Raw genomic sequence first — 15,815 nt, forward strand, 5'->3', positions numbered from 1 at the left:
AAAAGGAAGCATGAATCTCAAAAGGCTGAAAGCAGGATGGGATGAAAAATACCTGTCAACACTTTTACAGGACAGCGCATTTTAATGCGTCGGCCCTGCGGTGAGAGAGGGAATCTTCACCGGTGACCTAACCAACGAACGTCGCTGAATGTATGCCGGAACGAGTGAATCTTGTCATTCTCCCCTAACAGATTGGCTGAACGAGGAGCAGATTTCTTTCTTTATTTCCCAGTTTCGCCGGATATACTCCTGTATTCATCGATTTTGGGACGGAAATAAACGGTAAAGTGTTCCCGAAAGTCCCTGAACAGTTTATCTTTGCAACATCAAATAGTAAAGCTCGAAACGTATCATCGAATTAAAATAGAAAATAGAATTATGGAAAAGAAATCTACATCTCCTTCGGGATTGACGGGCAGGCAATTGGTGGCCAGCATTTTTATAGTCTCCGGAATTATGCTGTTGGGTCGTAATCTGGGATTTATTCCCAATGATTTATTTCGTATCGTTGTATCCTGGCCGATGCTTTTGATTGTGTTGGGTGCCTATTCGATTCTTCGCCGTCAGATGTTCACCGGATTGATCTTGTTTGTGGTTGGTCTTTGTTTCATTATGCCCCGTCTGGGGTGGTTGCCCTGGATGCCCGTCAATGCGAGTGCAGTGCTTTGGCCTGTTGTATTGGTATGTTTGGGCATCTTCTTCTTTTATCGTCCCAATCGTCATAAAGAGTGGAAAACGCGGGGTGAACAGACTTTTGGTAATAAGCAGACCAGTTCGGCCGATGGTTTTGTGCGCTCGGACAATGTATTCGGAGGCGTAAAGCAGGTAGTGCTTGATGAGGTATTCAAGGGGGCAACGATCCGTAACACTTTTGGTGGGACTGTGCTCGACTTGCGGCGTACGAATATATCCGAAGGGGAAACCTACATTGAAGTAGAATGTAATTTTGGTGGGATAGAAATTTATGTGCCTCTCGACTGGCGGGTTGATTTACAAGCCAATGCTTTTCTGGGAGGTTGCGAAGATAAACGTATTCCGGGAGTAAATATAGACCAAAGCCGCCGCCTTGTAGTAATGGGAAATGTCTCTTTCGGAGGAGTAGAAATTAAAGGCTGATAAACGAAGATGCAAGCACATCCTATAATGGAATCTTCCCGACGATGGATACCTGTTTTATTGATGGTATTAGTTGCAATAGGGGTACAGGCATGGCTGTTGACAGCTTATGCCGGTGTTGGCTTATTGTCTGCACTTGTGGACGGAGCGGTTTCAGTAGGACTGTTTTGTGGCTTGGCTTATTTATCATGGTTTGTTATCGGTTTTGTATCATTGGTGCAAACAGAAATAATAGTATCCGTATTGGCGATACTCTTTTGGCTGGCTGGCGGATTTGCTTTGCAGGGATGGATCGAGACGATGGCCGGAAGTTCTTATTTGCCTTTTGCCGATACTCTGCCGTTCCGGGCACTGGTTGGTGCATTGTGCTGGACGAATGTAATGATGTGGTACAAATATTACTCCTTGCAGGCACTTCGTCTTCCTGCCGAGGAAATAGCGGAAGTTGAAGACCGGCAAAATGAAGAAGAAGCTGCGGACACTTCTTCTCAATCAGTGGAAGAGTATCTGGATCGCATCACAGTAAAGGATGGAGCGCGTATTCATCTGGTTGCAACGAATGACTTAATTTATGTTCAGGCGTGTGGAGATTATGTCACATTATTTACTCCTGAAGGGCAGTTCGTAAAGGAGCTGACAATGAAGTATCTTGAAAAACATCTGCCTGCAACCCAATTCGTACGGGTACATCGATCTACCATCGTAAACGTGACGCAAATACTACGTGTAGAACTTTTCGGGAAAGAGACTTACAGATTGCTGCTAAAGAACGGAGATAAACTCCGGGTGAGCCTTTCCGGTTATAAGCTGCTGAAAACACGATTAGACTTGTAGTATTCCCTGGATTTTCTTATGTTTGTTCTCTCTAAGCAACGAAGCATATGACTGAGCAACCTTTATACAACGAATTTCCGCAGTTTCTGAGGCGTTATTTCCCTTATAAAGTACAGAAAATATCCCTGAATGCCGGTTTTACCTGCCCCAATCGGGATGGAACCAAGGGGCAGGGAGGTTGCACGTATTGCAACAATCAAACGTTTAATCCGGAATACTGCCGGACCGAAAAAACGGTTTCCGTACAGTTAGAAGAGGGGAAACAGTTCTTTGCCCATAAATATCCTTCGATGAAATACCTTGCCTATTTCCAAGCATACACCAACACTTATGCCGGACTCGAAAGTTTAAAGCGGAAATATGAAGAGGCACTGAGTGTTGACGGGGTGGTAGGACTTGTCATCGGCACTCGTCCGGATTGTATGCCGGAGGATCTTCTTCGTTATCTTGAAACACTCAACCGCCAGACTTTTCTTCTTGTGGAGTACGGCATTGAAACTACTTATGATGAAACGCTGAAGCGCATCAACCGGGGGCATACTTATGCCACTACTGTGGAGGCGGTGCAACGTACAGCCAGTTGTGGTATTCTTACTGGCGGGCATGTGATTTTAGGACTCCCGGGAGAGTCTCATGATGCTATTGTGGCGCAAGCCGGCGTGCTTTCGGAATTACCGCTTACCACTTTGAAAATGCATCAGCTACAGTTGATCCGTGGTACGCGTATGGCTCACGAATATGAACAAAACCCTTCTGATTTCCACCTTTTTAATGATGTGAACGAATATATAGATCTTGTAATAGATTATGTAGAACATCTGCGTCCCGATCTTGTCATAGAGCGCTTCGTCTCACAATCTCCCCGTGAATTACTAATAGCTCCCGACTGGGGATTAAAAAATTATGAATTTACAGCCCGAGTTCAAAAAAGAATGAAAGAAAGGGGGGCATATCAAGGCAAGAGATACGGAGTTACGAAAAAAAAAGTATCTTTGCAGGACAGAATGAATAATGATCGATAAATAATGATTAATGTTTGATGATCAATGCCATGTACATAATAGTACAGCCCATTGATCATTAAACATTGATCATTAAACATTAATCATTAATCGTTAATCATTAAACATTAATTTTAAGATGGAACAGAAAACAAGAATTAAAGGAAACGTCCACTATGTAGGAGTAAACGACCGTAACAAACATCTCTTTGAGGGGATGTGGCCGCTGCCATACGGAGTTTCATATAACTCTTATCTGATTGATGATGAAATGGTAGCTTTGGTCGATACAGTAGATATCTGCTATTTTGAGGTTTTTCTTCATAAAATAAAGCAAGTAATTGGTGACCGTCCTATTAACTACTTAATTATAAATCATATGGAACCGGACCATTCGGGCTCCATCCGGCTGATCAAACAACATTATCCTGATATCGTAATTGTAGGCAATAAGCAAACCTTCGGCATGATTGAGGGCTTCTATGGGGTAACAGGTGAACAATATCTGGTGAAAGATGGTGACTTCCTTGCGCTTGGAAAACACAAACTTCGTTTTTATCTCACTCCAATGGTGCATTGGCCGGAGACAATGATGACTTTTGACGAAACAGATGGTATTCTTTTCTCCGGAGATGGATTTGGTTGCTTTGGTACCTTGGACGGTGGCTTCCTTGATACCCGTATTAATACGGATCATTATTGGGATGAAATGGTGCGTTACTATTCTAATATAGTGGGAAAATATGGTAACCCCGTACAAAAGGCTTTGCAAAAACTGGGCGGACTGCCTATCTCTGTAATTTGCTCTACTCATGGTCCGGTGTGGACTGATAACATTCCGAAGGTAATAGGTGTTTATGATAAGCTGAGTCGTTATGATGCCGATGAGGGTGTGGTCATTGCTTATGGAAGTATGTACGGCAATACCGAGCAAATGGCCGAAGCTATTGCTGCGGAACTATCGGCACAAGGTATTAAAAATATCGTGATGCATAACGTAAGCAAGACCAATGCGTCTTATATTCTGGCAGATATCTTTAAATATAAAGGATTAATCATTGGTTCACCGACGTATAGTAACCAGATATTCCCGGAAATAGAGTCTTTACTTTCGAAGATATTGATACGCGAGCTGAAAGGGCGTTATCTTGGTCTGTTTGGTTCTTTTACCTGGGCAGGTGCTGCCGTGAAGCGTATGGCTGAATTTGCTGAAAAGAGCAAGTTTGAAGTAGTGGGAGATCCGGTAGAGATGAAACAGGCAATGAGAGACATTACCTACGCGCAGTGTGAAAATCTGGCACGGGCAATGGCGGAACGTTTAAAGAAGAACTAAGGGAGGAATTATAGAGTTATAAAGTTGTAAGGCTATAAGGTTATGGAGTTGTAGAGTTATAAATTAGCAATTTAACCCTTCTGTCTATTTACCACCCTGCAATCCTGTAACTCCATAACCCTATAACATTATTACTAACCGATTAAAAATATAAACTTATGAGATTAATTATTCAGCCGGACTATCAGTCCGTTTCTTCATGGGCAGCACATTATGTTGCCGCTAAAATTAAGGCAGCCAATCCTACAGCAGAGAAACCATTCGTATTGGGATGTCCTACAGGTTCTTCTCCTCTGGGTATGTACAAAGGACTTATTGATTTGAATAAGAAAGGTATTGTTTCTTTTGAGAATGTAGTCACTTTCAATATGGACGAATATGTAGGATTGCCGAAAGAACATCCGGAAAGTTACTACTCTTTCATGTGGAATAATTTCTTCAGTCATATTGATATCAAACCGGAAAACACGAATATCCTTAATGGAAACGCTGCTGACCTGGATGCTGAATGTGCCCGTTATGAAGAGAAAATAAAGTCATATGGTGGTATAGATCTTTTTATGGGTGGTATCGGACCGGATGGACATATTGCATTCAATGAGCCGGGATCATCACTGACTTCACGTACCCGTCAGAAAACGTTGACTACAGATACAATCATTGCTAATTCACGCTTCTTTGACAACGATATCAATAAAGTGCCTAAGACTGCTTTGACGGTAGGTGTAGGGACTGTATTGTCTGCAAAAGAAGTAATGATTATCGTGAATGGTCATAACAAAGCTCGTGCGTTGTATCACGCAGTAGAGGGAGCTATCACTCAGATGTGGACAATCAGTGCATTACAGATGCATGAGAAAGGTATCATCGTTTGTGACGATGCTGCTACAGAAGAACTGAAAGTAGGAACATATCGCTACTTTAAAGATATCGAAGCCGATCATCTGGATGCAAAATCTTTGATTAAATAAGATTTAGAAGTTAAAAATTAAAAGCTGCGCAGTAGGAATTATTTATCCACTGCGCAGCTTTAATTTTTAGTATTCCAGCTTTAATTCTCTTCCAGTATTCCTTTGGCCTGCCGGATTATTTCTGGACTTCCTTCTGTACAACTAACTACTGTTGACGGTTCTATTCCTCCTATTCCTCCGTCAATCACGAGGTCTACTATCTCTCCGAACTTTTCATCTATCAGTTCCGGATCTGTTGCATATTCCAGGTCTTCATGTGCTTCGTGCGGTAGAGTCGTTGTCATAATCGGTGCATCAAGCAAGCGGGCTATCTCACGAATGATATTGTTATCCGGCATACGAATACCTACTTCTTTCCTGTTTCGAAAGATCTTGGGAAGCCGGTTTGTTCCGTTCAGAATAAAGGTGAATGGTCCGGGCAAATTACGTTTCATCAGTTTGAACGTATTATTATCAACTTTCGCGTATTCACTGATGCTACTCAGATCATAACAGATAATAGAAAGATTATTCTTACGTGGATCAATCTCTTTGATACGGCAAATACGTTCAATGGCACGCTCTTTCAATCCATGACAACCAATAGCATACATCGTATCGGTAGGATAGATGATGAGGCCGCCATCATTCAAAATATCCACCACCTGTTGCAGGTCCTGTGGATTATTATTCTTTTCGTAAAGTTTCAGAAGCATGATAAGTAGTGGTTAGTGATTAGTGATAAGTGATTAGTGATAAGTGAATAGTGGAAGAATCAATGGTGATTAGTGAGTTATGTCACTACACCGCATGGCACTAATCACTAATCACTTATCACTAACCACTATTTTAGTTTTTTCTTTAAAAAGTCCAGTGCTTTTTCAGCAGCTTTTTCTTTTACTGCCTCTTTCAGGTCCTCTTTATTATTTGTGGCGGCAGAGTCCAGACCCAATTTCTTTCCTAACTCACTGATTGCTTTATCAGCTACGGCTTCTACCGCCTGGTTTGCCATACTCTTAGTGTCAATAGACACTTTGGGTGAAGTAAACGATCCTCCGATTTTCAGGTCGAGTGTTGTTAACTTGGCAAGGTCACCTGCAGAAGCGGGCAGTTTGATTTTACCAGAATAGTCTATTGTCTGATCCAATCCTGTACTTCCGGAGAGGTTCATTACATAGTCGCCCAGTTTGATGTCAAATGGCTGTGTTGCCACTCGTCCGTCTTTGATGGTGAAATCCAACGTCATATCTTTAACCTTCATCTCCTTCAAATCCGGTTTATTCACGGCTTCGGCTATTTGGTCAATCACCTTTACTCCGCTCAGACTGAGGTCTTTGGTAGAAAGGCTTCCGTTACCCTGCATTGTTTCGAGTACAGGACTCATAGCGGCATCCAGGATGGTTTGTACCTTCATACTACCGGAGAAGTTTCCTTTTAGATTTTCGAAGATAGGTGCGAGTTGTTGCACCATATCAAGCTCTTTGTATGTCTGGGCAAAGCTCAATCCATTGAGTTTGAATCCTGCATTCATCTCCGGCTTTTTAACATCAGCCGTAGAGTAATAGCCGTTCATAACCACATTGCCACCCATCGTGTTCATAGAAAGATTCTTCATATCCACTTTCCCGTCTTTAACGACCAACTTTCCGTTCATATTAGTGAAAGCCATCTTATCAAACAGTACCTCTTTCAGATTGGCATCCATTTGGAAATCAATATTACGGGGCACTTCAATGATACCACTTATACTATCTGCCGGAGCAGTTGTCACCTGTGTAACGGTATCTGCTGTGGCTGTCATGAAATCATTCAGGTTAAGATGATTGGAGCGGATATTGAGCGTCCCTTTCAATGTTGTTCCTTTCAGTGCGTAACCCAGATAGTTTTCAAAACGGCTATCAGCAGTCAGATCGTTCTTACCGATATTGACAGTTGTTTCGCTTAGTTGCAGGTACTTGGGAGTGAAAGTAAAGAGTGACTTGTGGATATCTATATCCGGCATATCCTTCATTTTCAGTTTCATTGAGGTGAGTCCGATTGTTCCGGAAGCCTGTACACGTTCATACTGTTCTTTTTCGATGTACGACATTTTTCCGGCGAGCTGCATGTCTGCATTGATAGTACCGTTTAGTTCCATATCCTCCAATGGGTATACCTGTTTGATCATGCCCAGATTGAGTACTCCTTTTGCTTCAGCATGAAAGTCCGGATCACTGATCGGTGTTTTTATCTCGGCTGTCACACTGAATGAGTTTCCGGCAAGTCGGAAACTAAACGGGCGAATACTCACTGTGGTGAGGTCAATAGCTCCTCCCGGATTTTTAATTTCTGCATTGATGTTAATCTGATCTACACCTGCCGGGAGAGAAGGATAACGGAACATGGCGTCTTTCACTGTCATTGCTACCTTGAACTGGGGTACAATGCTGTCACCTACCATCGTACCTTTTATGTCGGCAGAAAGTGTGGCAATACCCTCTGTCTTTAAGCCTTCAAAATCTTTGGCATAAATAGCAGGGATCAGAGATAGAATTTCTTTGAACCCTACTTCGTTGGTGTTCAGTTTGAGGTCCATATCTATGGCAGGATCTTTCAGGGCTACCCAACCATCGATACCTGCTTTGATGGCATTCAACCGGAATTCATTCTCTTTCAATGTATATTTATTGTTGGCAAGATCGGCATCTACATCCATTTTCGCATAAATATTGGCATTAGAAAGGAAGGGGATGCCGTTCATCTTATAGGTAAGCGCTTCCGTTTCTGCTTCCAATTGTAAGGTTGTACGATCGCTTCCCAGGTCTCCGGAGCAAAGTGCATTCAGATTATGGATATCTGCATACATATTTGCCTGACGGTCATCGTATATGAGATTCATATTTTTGATGACAAACTGTTGAAGTTGTATCTTAAACGGAGAACTGCTTGGCTCTTCTGCGGTATCGGTAACTGTACTATCGGGCTTCATTACGTCCCAATTGGGCCGGCCATCTGCAAGTACAATGGCGTGTAGCCGGGTGTCTGTTATCTGTACTTTAGAAATGTCATAACCGCTATCTCCGAAAAGAGAGAAAAGGTTGATAGCGGCTGTTACTTCACCCGCTTGTACGAGAGTGTCTTTTTCAAATTCACCAACACCGCGCAACCAGAAATCATTAAGAGTAACTGATGCCTTGGGGAAATTACGAAACAGACTAATATCCAGACTACGGAAATCAAACTGTGCATTAAGCATTTTATTTCCTTCTGTTTTTACTATGCTTTCTATCTTACCGCGGAAAGCAAAAGGAAGAATAAGCATCAGCAGCAGGAGTACTCCTAATGTTATTGCTGTAATTTTCAGACCTTTTTTCATATTTGCAGGTTTTTGATTAAACGTATTGAGATAGCAAAGCTACTGATTTTTTTTCATTTATCAGTCTGTGACTTATGAATTTAAGTCACAGACTGATAAATTTGAGATGGAGAAAAACTGTATTGTATCTATGCAAGCGAGATTTTTGCTACTATCTTCGTACCGACGCCTGTGTGAGATGTCAATTCAAACGTACCCTTGATAGATTGGATACGCTGTGCTATGGTATGCAACCCGATTCCTTTTGTTTTCTTTTCAGTATCGAATCCTTTACCGTCATCTTCTATTGTAATAGAGAGTTGATGATCTTCAAGTTTCAGTTCTACTGATATTTTGTGGGCCGAAGCGTATTTTATTGCATTGTTAATAGCTTCCTGGGTTATTCTGTAGAATTCAAAACCAATCTCTGAAGGGATATTGTTCCAATCCGTGCCCGGAGTTGATCGGTACTCAGCTTTTGTTTTTTCAGGCAGATTGAGGTGAGTTATGAAATCTTCCAGCATTTCGTCCAGTGTTGCATATTGGAATGTGGGAGGCATCAGTTCATGTGAAACTGTACGGACCCGATTGCGAATTTCTGTCAGCGTCTCTACTATCGTTGGTGTTGCACCCTCTTGCTCTTTATACTGTGCCCGTATTTGTATTTCAAGCGCCATAAGATTGTTACATACATCATCGTGAAGTTCGGTTGCCAGTCGTTCCCGTTCTGCCTCCAGACCTTCAAGATAAGATTGTACATGACGTTGTTTGGATTCATTGAGAATGGTTTGAAACTCGTTTTCTTTTTCTTCCAGTTTGGATTTTTGGAGTTCGATCATTAAATCTGCTTCCTGTTGTTTTAGTTCTGCAATTTGCAATAAATGAGCATTCATCTTTTGACGTGAACGATGACGAATCACTAACAGGATAATAGTGATTAATGCCAGTATTATCATTCCTATTGCAAGCAGGTTGACACGTTTTCTTTGTTCATTGAGTACTGAAAGCTGTTTCACACTACGTTCAGCTTGATCCAAATTATACTTCACACGCAGTGTGTTTATTTCTTTGCGATTATTTTTATCGTTTAAACGAGTGGCATAATCAATGGATTTACGCTCTGCTGCCAGTGCTTTATCATAAAGTTTCTGTTCCTCATATATTTGAGCTAATATTTGATAGGAAGAACTGATGGATTCATCATAATTAATTTTCTTCTCTTCACTCAGCGTCTCTAATTTTTGTAATCCTGCCAATAAGTTCTTTTCTGCCTTTGGATAATCTTTTAGATAGAAAGAGATAGTCCCCGAAATAAAAAGGATCCGGGCGTCTGAATCTAATAACTTTGGATTTATAAGCTTTTGTCCTGTGGCTAAACATTTTTGTGCTTCTGCTATTTTCCCTTGCAAACAATAAATAAGTGCTTGCGAGAGATAATTATCGGCAATTTGGTATCCTACATCGTACGGATTATCTGTTGTGTTGTAAATATCGAATGCCAGATTGTTGTAGATAGCAGCAGAATCTAAATAAGCTGTGTTTTCCGTGTTTATGTAATGCGCATAATAATACTGTGATTGTACAGTTAGTTTTAAAATATGCTGAAAGGGGAAATCAACAGGAGAGTGCTCCATATCTTTCATCAATTCGGCTAATCCTTTTTCATCTCTCCACAGGATGTAGATTGTAGACAAATCATAATATACATCTGTCAGGATACTTGGCTTTTGCTCATTCTTATTAAAATATTCAGCAGCCTTATAATAATTCTTTTGAGCTTCTACAAAATCTGTTTGTGCCATATAATAATTACCTGCAACAAAATACATCATGCCGGAGATATTATTGTTGGCGAATTTTCCGTCATAAATAAATGCACTGTCCAGATAATTTTTAGCGATTTCCATATGACTCAACTGGGTTCTGAAGAGAGAGATAATGGAATATAAACGCGTTACAACAGCTTTATCTTCCAGATTTTTTGCTTCCGGAATTAGCTGTTTCATTATTTCAATCTGATGCTCACGCGAAAGGTACTCTATATCTCCGGTCATGTAATATCGTTCTAACAGAGGAATAGATTTGTCTTTCATGATAGTCATGATGGAATCATACTGTTGCTGTTCTTTATTTTGTGCATGAACGGTGAAAAGCAAGAGGATACTGAGACAAAGAAGTATTAATCTCTTCATAATAAATGTATTTAAGTCTGTGTTAAAAAGGAATCTAAGAATCTTTTTGAATACTTGTTTCTTATTGTATTTTTGTGTTGATATAATCCAGTATTTCAGTTTCCTGTTCAGGGTGAAACCATTGTATCTCTTCGTCCCGCTTGAACCATGTCATTTGTTTGCGTGAGTAGATACGCGAATTTTGTTTTATCTTTTCGATGGCAAAAGGTAGTTCCCAGGTACCATCTAGATAATTGAACATTTCTTTGTATCCCACGGTGTTGAGTGAGTTGAGAGTACGGTAGGGATATACGCTTCGGGCTTCTTCAAGCAATCCTTCTTCTATCATGATATCTACCCTGCGGTTGATACGGTCGTAAAGTTCGGCACGGTCACGGGTTAGTCCTATCTTGATAATGCGAAAAGGACGTTGTTTTTTTTGTTGCGTACGAAAAGATGTATAGGTTTTCCCTGTCATGTAACAGATCTCGAGCGCATGAATCACGCGTTTAGGATTCTTTAGGTCTACTATCCTGTAATATTCGGGGTCTAATAGTTTTAGTTCAGCACAGAGCTTTTCGAGCCCTTCTGTTTCATACCTCTGTAACATCAGTTCGCGGGTTTCTGTATCTACAGTGGGGATGTCGTCAATACCTTTACAGATAGCGTCTATGTACATCATAGAGCCTCCGGTAAGGATGACAGTATCATATTGGCGGAATAGATTGTCGAGTGTGGCTAATGCTTCTTCTTCATAACGGGCGGCACTGTAATAATCAGTCAGTTTTAAAGTGCCTACCAGATAATGAGGTACACGATTGAGTTGATCTGAGGTAGGAGCTGCTGTACCTATCTTTAAATCGGCATAGAGTTGTCTTGAGTCAGCAGAAACAATACACGTGTGGAAGTGTTCCGCCAACCGGAGACTAAGTTCTGTTTTTCCAACGCCGGTAGGGCCTATGAGGACTATAAGAGCAGTCATTATTTTAGTTGAAAGTTGATAGTTGACAATTGACAGTTACTATGCAGTGTACAGCTGCTAACTGTCAATTGTCAACTATCAATTGTCAATTGATTAAAGTTTTTCTTCTTCAAATGTTCCTGCATCTGCTGCACCGCCACCCATGTCAAAACCATCGGCATCAAAGTCTTCCAGATCAAAATCCTGATCGCCATAAAAGTTTTCGTCCAGATCGAGTGAACCAGTACTGGCAGTCATTTCCTCAAAGTCCATAATTTGTTTAGGAGCTTCTCCGGACTTTTTAGTACATTTGGCACCTTGCATATCTTTACCGGTAATGATTTCTGATAGTTCGATAAAGAAACAACGTTCTGTCATGTAGTCAAATACATACAGCAATTTTTGCTTCTCATCTTCAATTAGCTCGCTCAGAGTAGTATCTTTCATTACCCAGCTATCCATCTCAGGATTGTCGTCCATCTCCTCCAAAGTGATTTCTTTTTCTTTCTCCCAATCGTCGTCACAAAGGAAGAATGAGGTCATCTGGTCATTGGTGTAACCTGTTGATTTTAGTATTGCTTCATGGAAGTCATAAAATGTTGCTTCCGGATCAATCTGTATTTCTCTGATAAAATTATCTACTTCATCAGATATGATTGTAAATCTGTATATCATAATGTTATAAAGTTATAGAGTTTTAATGTTATCGGGTTATGATGTTATAAAGTTATAGTGCTATAATTATTATAGTGAATATAATGTATATAATGGTTCTATAACTCCATCATTTTATAATATCATAACCTTATAACTTATTTTATAATTCCACGTTCTGAATTACGAATAAAGCCTACGATGTATTCAATTTCCGGGCTCATTGGAACATCTGTCTCTATTTTTGCCAATGCGTCTGTGATATTCAGTCCGCTTTGGTAAATGATGCGGTAGGCATTGTGAATGTTTTCTATTACTTCGTTGCTAAAACCACGACGGCGCAGGCCGATGATATTAATGCCACTATAAGTAATTGGTTCACGTCCGGCAATAATGTAAGGAGGGATATCTTTACTGAAACGGCTTCCTCCTTGTATCATTACATATCCGCCTACACGGCAAAATTGATGCATCAACACGGCACCACTGATAATTGCGTTGTCATCAATAATGATTTCTCCTGCCATTTTCGTAGAGTTGCCGATGATGCAGCCATTGCCAATAATAGCATCATGTGCTACATGTACTCCTTCCATTAGCAGGTTATTATTACCTACTATTGTTTTACCTTTGGCTGCAGTACCGCGATTGACTGTTACATTCTCACGAATGATATTGTTATCACCAATTTCGGCTGTGGTTTCTTCACCACGAAACTTGAGATCCTGTGGGATAGCACCAATCACAGCACCCGGAAAAATGGTATTTCCGTTACCGATTCGAGAACCGTATAGAATGTTGGCATTGGGCATAACGGTATTGTTATTACCAATGACCACATTTTTGTCAATGTAAACAAAAGGACCAATCTCTACGTTTTCCCCGATCTTAGCCTCGGGATGAATATACGCTAAGGGACTTATCATAATTAGTTGAGAGTTGAGAGTTGAAAGTTGAGAGTTGAAACAAATAGTATTTCAACTCCTGGTTTCAATTCAGTAATTATTTGTTTTTTACTATTTGAGCCATAAATTCCGCTTCGCATACTACTTTTTCACCCACAAATGCGTACCCCTTCATTGTAGAGATACCACGACGAATAGGAGCAAGTAATTCTACACGGAAGATAAGGGTATCACCGGGTACTACTTTCTGACGGAATTTCACGCCATCTATTTTCATGAAATAGGTAGAGTAACGGTTCGGTTCGTCTACAGAGTTGAGCACAAGAAGACCGCCAATTTGCGCCATTGCTTCTATCTGAAGAACACCCGGCATTACAGGTTCTTCGGGGAAGTGGCCTTGAAAAAATGGTTCGTTGGAAGTGACGTTCTTGATACCTACGATATAGTTAGCGCCGATCTCGATAACCTTATCTACTAACTGGAACGGATAACGATGAGGAAGTAGTTCGCGGATACGATTTACGTCCATGATCGGTTCTTCGTCACAATTGTATATGGGAGCCTGTATTTCGTGCAAGCGAATTTCTTTGCGCATCTGGCGGGCGAACTTATTGTTGATGGTATGTCCCGGACGGGTAGCTATGATACGGCCTTTAATAGGTTTGCCGATGAGGGCAAGATCACCAATAACATCCAAGAGTTTGTGACGGGCACATTCATTAGCCCATACCAATGGTTTGTGATTAATGTATCCCAGTTGTTCGGCATCCATGTGGGGAACTCCCATTACGTCTGCCAGTTTATCATAGTTTTCCTGTGACATCTTACGTTCGTAAATAACGATAGCATTGTCCAGGTCACCACCTTTAATTAGTCCGGCCGAGAGAAGCGGTTCGATTTCGCGAACAAATACGAAAGTACGGCTGGCAGCTACTTCGTCTTTGAACTTGGCCATGTCTTCCAGTGTAGCAAACTGATTAGGAATGATAGTGGAATCATAAGAAACCAGTACATTCAGACTGAAGTTTTCGTCTGGCAATACAATAATGGATGAGCCGGTTTCTTCATCACGGAATTCAATTTTTGATTTAATGATATAAAAGTCTTTTACAGCACTTTGTTCTTCTGTTCCGACTCTTTCAATTTCTTGTACGTAATATTGTGCACTACCGTCCAGAATAGGGAACTCCGGACCATTTACCTGAATGAGGCAGTTGTCGATGCCTAAGGCGTAGAGTGCTGCCATTCCATGTTCAACGGTGCTTACTTTTACTCCATTCTTAGACAATACAGTACCGCGGGTTGTTTCTGTTACGTTGTCTGCTACAGCGTCGATGGTGGGATGTCCTTCTAAATCAATACGTTGTATTTTATACCCGTGATTATCGGGGGCAGGATTAAACGTTACAGTCAGGTCAAGACCAGTGTGAAGACCTTTTCCTCTCAGTGAAAAGCTATCTTTCAGAGTTTTTTGTTTCAGCATTGGTTACTTATTTAATAGTTGTTGTTTTAGTTCGTCAAGCTCTTTACGCAGACTATTTACTTCTTTCTGCAGTTCTGGCAATTTTTTTTGTATGATGAATGACTTGAAGTACTGCTTTGGTTCTACAGGAGGAGTACCTATCAGCAGGCTACCGGCTTTGATATCTCCCGGTACACCCGATTGTGCGCCAAGGTTCACTTTGTCACCTATCTTGATGTGTCCTGCGATACCTACTTGTCCGCCAAACATACACCATTCTCCTATCTTTGTGGATCCGGCAATGCCCACTTGAGCTGCCATTACAGTGTGAGAACCTATTTCGTCATTATGAGCTACTTGTATCAGATTGTCCAGCTTAACACCGCTATGTATTACGGTAGCTCCCATTGTGGCGCGATCTACACAGGTATTGGCACCTATATCTACTTTGTCTTCAAGGATTACAATTCCGATCTGAGGGATTTTTTCATACCCTTGCGGGGTGGGGGCGAAACCGAAACCATCTGCACCAATAACCGCACCGGAATGCAGAACACATTCGTTACCGATATGGCAATCATGGTATACATTTACATTCGAATAAAGGGTACAATTGGTGCCTATTTTCACACCATCACCTATATAAGTATGTGGATAGATTAAGGTATTGTCTCCGATAATGGCATTCTCGCCAATGTAGGCAAATGCTCCGATATATACATTTTCGCCGATATGGGCACTTGGAGAAACAAATGCCAGTGAATCAATACCATGCTTCTTTGGTTTACTCATTTCATAGAGATTGAGCAATTTAGCAAGACTTTCATAGGCGTTATCCACTTTGATTAGTGTGGTCTTTATATCATGTTCCGGTTCAAAATCTTTGTTCACCAGTACAATACTGGATTGTGTCTCATATATATAAGATGTATATTTCGGATTGGACAGAAATGAAATCGCTCCGGGTATTCCTTCTTCTATTTTAGCGAACGTATGTACGGTTGCGTTTTCATCTCCTATAATTTCACCTTGGATAAATGCTGCAATTTGCTTAGCCGAGAACTCCATGTCTTTACTCTATTATTATATGATTT

General features: G+C 41.0%; 13 protein-coding genes. 5 read left to right on the forward strand and 8 right to left on the reverse strand.

All coding sequences use genetic code 11. The features are described 5' to 3' along the window. The first annotated feature begins 378 nt into the window (after window positions 1-378). The 5 genes from QX565_RS14380 to nagB all read left to right on the forward strand — a co-directional run bounded on the left by QX565_RS14380 (window position 379) and on the right by nagB (window position 5,255). Window positions 379-1,116 carry a LiaF transmembrane domain-containing protein gene (locus QX565_RS14380; RefSeq protein ID WP_289293216.1) on the forward strand — a complete coding sequence of 246 codons (738 nt, stop codon included), beginning with the start codon at window positions 379-381 and terminating at the stop codon, window positions 1,114-1,116. Between the two features lie 9 nt (window positions 1,117-1,125). Further along, on the forward strand, window positions 1,126-1,950 hold the full coding sequence (locus QX565_RS14385; RefSeq protein ID WP_289293217.1) for a LytTR family DNA-binding domain-containing protein: 825 nt from the start codon (window positions 1,126-1,128) through the stop codon (window positions 1,948-1,950). A 47-nt stretch (window positions 1,951-1,997) separates the two neighbouring features. Then, window positions 1,998-2,972, forward strand: coding sequence for a tRNA modification radical SAM protein MnmL/YtqA (gene mnmL, locus QX565_RS14390; RefSeq protein WP_289293218.1), 975 nt, complete (start codon window positions 1,998-2,000; stop codon window positions 2,970-2,972). A 118-nt stretch (window positions 2,973-3,090) separates the two neighbouring features. Then, entirely contained in the window at window positions 3,091-4,284 is a 1,194-nt protein-coding gene (locus tag QX565_RS14395; RefSeq protein WP_221649285.1) for an FprA family A-type flavoprotein, read from the forward strand. 158 nt (window positions 4,285-4,442) lie between these two features. Further along, window positions 4,443-5,255 carry a glucosamine-6-phosphate deaminase gene (gene nagB / locus QX565_RS14400; RefSeq protein ID WP_195349152.1) on the forward strand — a complete coding sequence of 271 codons (813 nt, stop codon included), beginning with the start codon at window positions 4,443-4,445 and terminating at the stop codon, window positions 5,253-5,255. Between the two features lie 80 nt (window positions 5,256-5,335). Here the strand turns inward: nagB and QX565_RS14405 are convergent, their stop codons facing one another. The 8 genes from QX565_RS14405 to lpxD all read right to left on the reverse strand — a co-directional run bounded on the left by QX565_RS14405 (window position 5,336) and on the right by lpxD (window position 15,789). After that, a complete protein-coding gene (locus QX565_RS14405) occupies window positions 5,336-5,950 on the reverse strand; it encodes an L-threonylcarbamoyladenylate synthase (protein WP_196039631.1) in 615 nt (204 codons plus the stop codon). A 128-nt stretch (window positions 5,951-6,078) separates the two neighbouring features. Then, window positions 6,079-8,589: an AsmA family protein gene (locus QX565_RS14410; RefSeq protein WP_289293221.1), complete on the reverse strand. Its 2,511-nt coding sequence runs from the start codon at window positions 8,587-8,589 to the stop codon at window positions 6,079-6,081. Between the two features lie 128 nt (window positions 8,590-8,717). Beyond that, window positions 8,718-10,760: a sensor histidine kinase gene (locus QX565_RS14415; RefSeq protein WP_289293222.1), complete on the reverse strand. Its 2,043-nt coding sequence runs from the start codon at window positions 10,758-10,760 to the stop codon at window positions 8,718-8,720. A gap of 61 nt (window positions 10,761-10,821) precedes the next feature. Continuing rightward, window positions 10,822-11,721 carry a tRNA (adenosine(37)-N6)-dimethylallyltransferase MiaA gene (gene miaA, locus QX565_RS14420; RefSeq protein WP_221649288.1) on the reverse strand — a complete coding sequence of 300 codons (900 nt, stop codon included), beginning with the start codon at window positions 11,719-11,721 and terminating at the stop codon, window positions 10,822-10,824. A 93-nt stretch (window positions 11,722-11,814) separates the two neighbouring features. Beyond that, window positions 11,815-12,375, reverse strand: coding sequence for an IS1096 element passenger TnpR family protein (locus tag QX565_RS14425; RefSeq protein ID WP_221649289.1), 561 nt, complete (start codon window positions 12,373-12,375; stop codon window positions 11,815-11,817). 137 nt (window positions 12,376-12,512) lie between these two features. Beyond that, entirely contained in the window at window positions 12,513-13,280 is a 768-nt protein-coding gene (gene lpxA / locus QX565_RS14430; protein WP_221649290.1) for an acyl-ACP--UDP-N-acetylglucosamine O-acyltransferase, read from the reverse strand. 76 nt (window positions 13,281-13,356) lie between these two features. Beyond that, window positions 13,357-14,742, reverse strand: a complete 1,386-nt coding sequence (locus QX565_RS14435; RefSeq protein WP_221649291.1) for a bifunctional UDP-3-O-[3-hydroxymyristoyl] N-acetylglucosamine deacetylase/3-hydroxyacyl-ACP dehydratase — start codon at window positions 14,740-14,742, stop codon at window positions 13,357-13,359. A 3-nt stretch (window positions 14,743-14,745) separates the two neighbouring features. After that, window positions 14,746-15,789 carry a UDP-3-O-(3-hydroxymyristoyl)glucosamine N-acyltransferase gene (gene lpxD, locus QX565_RS14440; RefSeq protein WP_221649292.1) on the reverse strand — a complete coding sequence of 348 codons (1,044 nt, stop codon included), beginning with the start codon at window positions 15,787-15,789 and terminating at the stop codon, window positions 14,746-14,748. Between the last annotated feature and the right edge of the window lie 26 nt (window positions 15,790-15,815).

The organism is Bacteroides sp. 41_26, from assembly GCF_949740115.1.
GTDB lineage: Bacteria > Bacteroidota > Bacteroidia > Bacteroidales > Bacteroidaceae > Bacteroides > Bacteroides nordii.

What these genes read in the sequence shown, in the direction of transcription:
- QX565_RS14395 (WP_221649285.1), top strand. Translation starts at nt 3,091, where the DNA reads ATGGAACAGAAAACAAGAATTAAAGGAAACGTCCACTATGTAGGAGTA.
- QX565_RS14435 (WP_221649291.1), bottom strand. Translation starts at nt 14,742, where the DNA reads ATGCTGAAACAAAAAACTCTGAAAGATAGCTTTTCACTGAGAGGAAAA.
- QX565_RS14410 (WP_289293221.1), bottom strand. Translation starts at nt 8,589, where the DNA reads ATGAAAAAAGGTCTGAAAATTACAGCAATAACATTAGGAGTACTCCTG.
- mnmL (WP_289293218.1), top strand. Translation starts at nt 1,998, where the DNA reads ATGACTGAGCAACCTTTATACAACGAATTTCCGCAGTTTCTGAGGCGT.
- QX565_RS14405 (WP_196039631.1), bottom strand. Translation starts at nt 5,950, where the DNA reads ATGCTTCTGAAACTTTACGAAAAGAATAATAATCCACAGGACCTGCAA.
- lpxD (WP_221649292.1), bottom strand. Translation starts at nt 15,789, where the DNA reads ATGGAGTTCTCGGCTAAGCAAATTGCAGCATTTATCCAAGGTGAAATT.
- QX565_RS14425 (WP_221649289.1), bottom strand. Translation starts at nt 12,375, where the DNA reads ATGATATACAGATTTACAATCATATCTGATGAAGTAGATAATTTTATC.
- nagB (WP_195349152.1), top strand. Translation starts at nt 4,443, where the DNA reads ATGAGATTAATTATTCAGCCGGACTATCAGTCCGTTTCTTCATGGGCA.
- QX565_RS14415 (WP_289293222.1), bottom strand. Translation starts at nt 10,760, where the DNA reads ATGAAGAGATTAATACTTCTTTGTCTCAGTATCCTCTTGCTTTTCACC.
- QX565_RS14380 (WP_289293216.1), top strand. Translation starts at nt 379, where the DNA reads ATGGAAAAGAAATCTACATCTCCTTCGGGATTGACGGGCAGGCAATTG.
- lpxA (WP_221649290.1), bottom strand. Translation starts at nt 13,280, where the DNA reads ATGATAAGTCCCTTAGCGTATATTCATCCCGAGGCTAAGATCGGGGAA.
- miaA (WP_221649288.1), bottom strand. Translation starts at nt 11,721, where the DNA reads ATGACTGCTCTTATAGTCCTCATAGGCCCTACCGGCGTTGGAAAAACA.
- QX565_RS14385 (WP_289293217.1), top strand. Translation starts at nt 1,126, where the DNA reads ATGCAAGCACATCCTATAATGGAATCTTCCCGACGATGGATACCTGTT.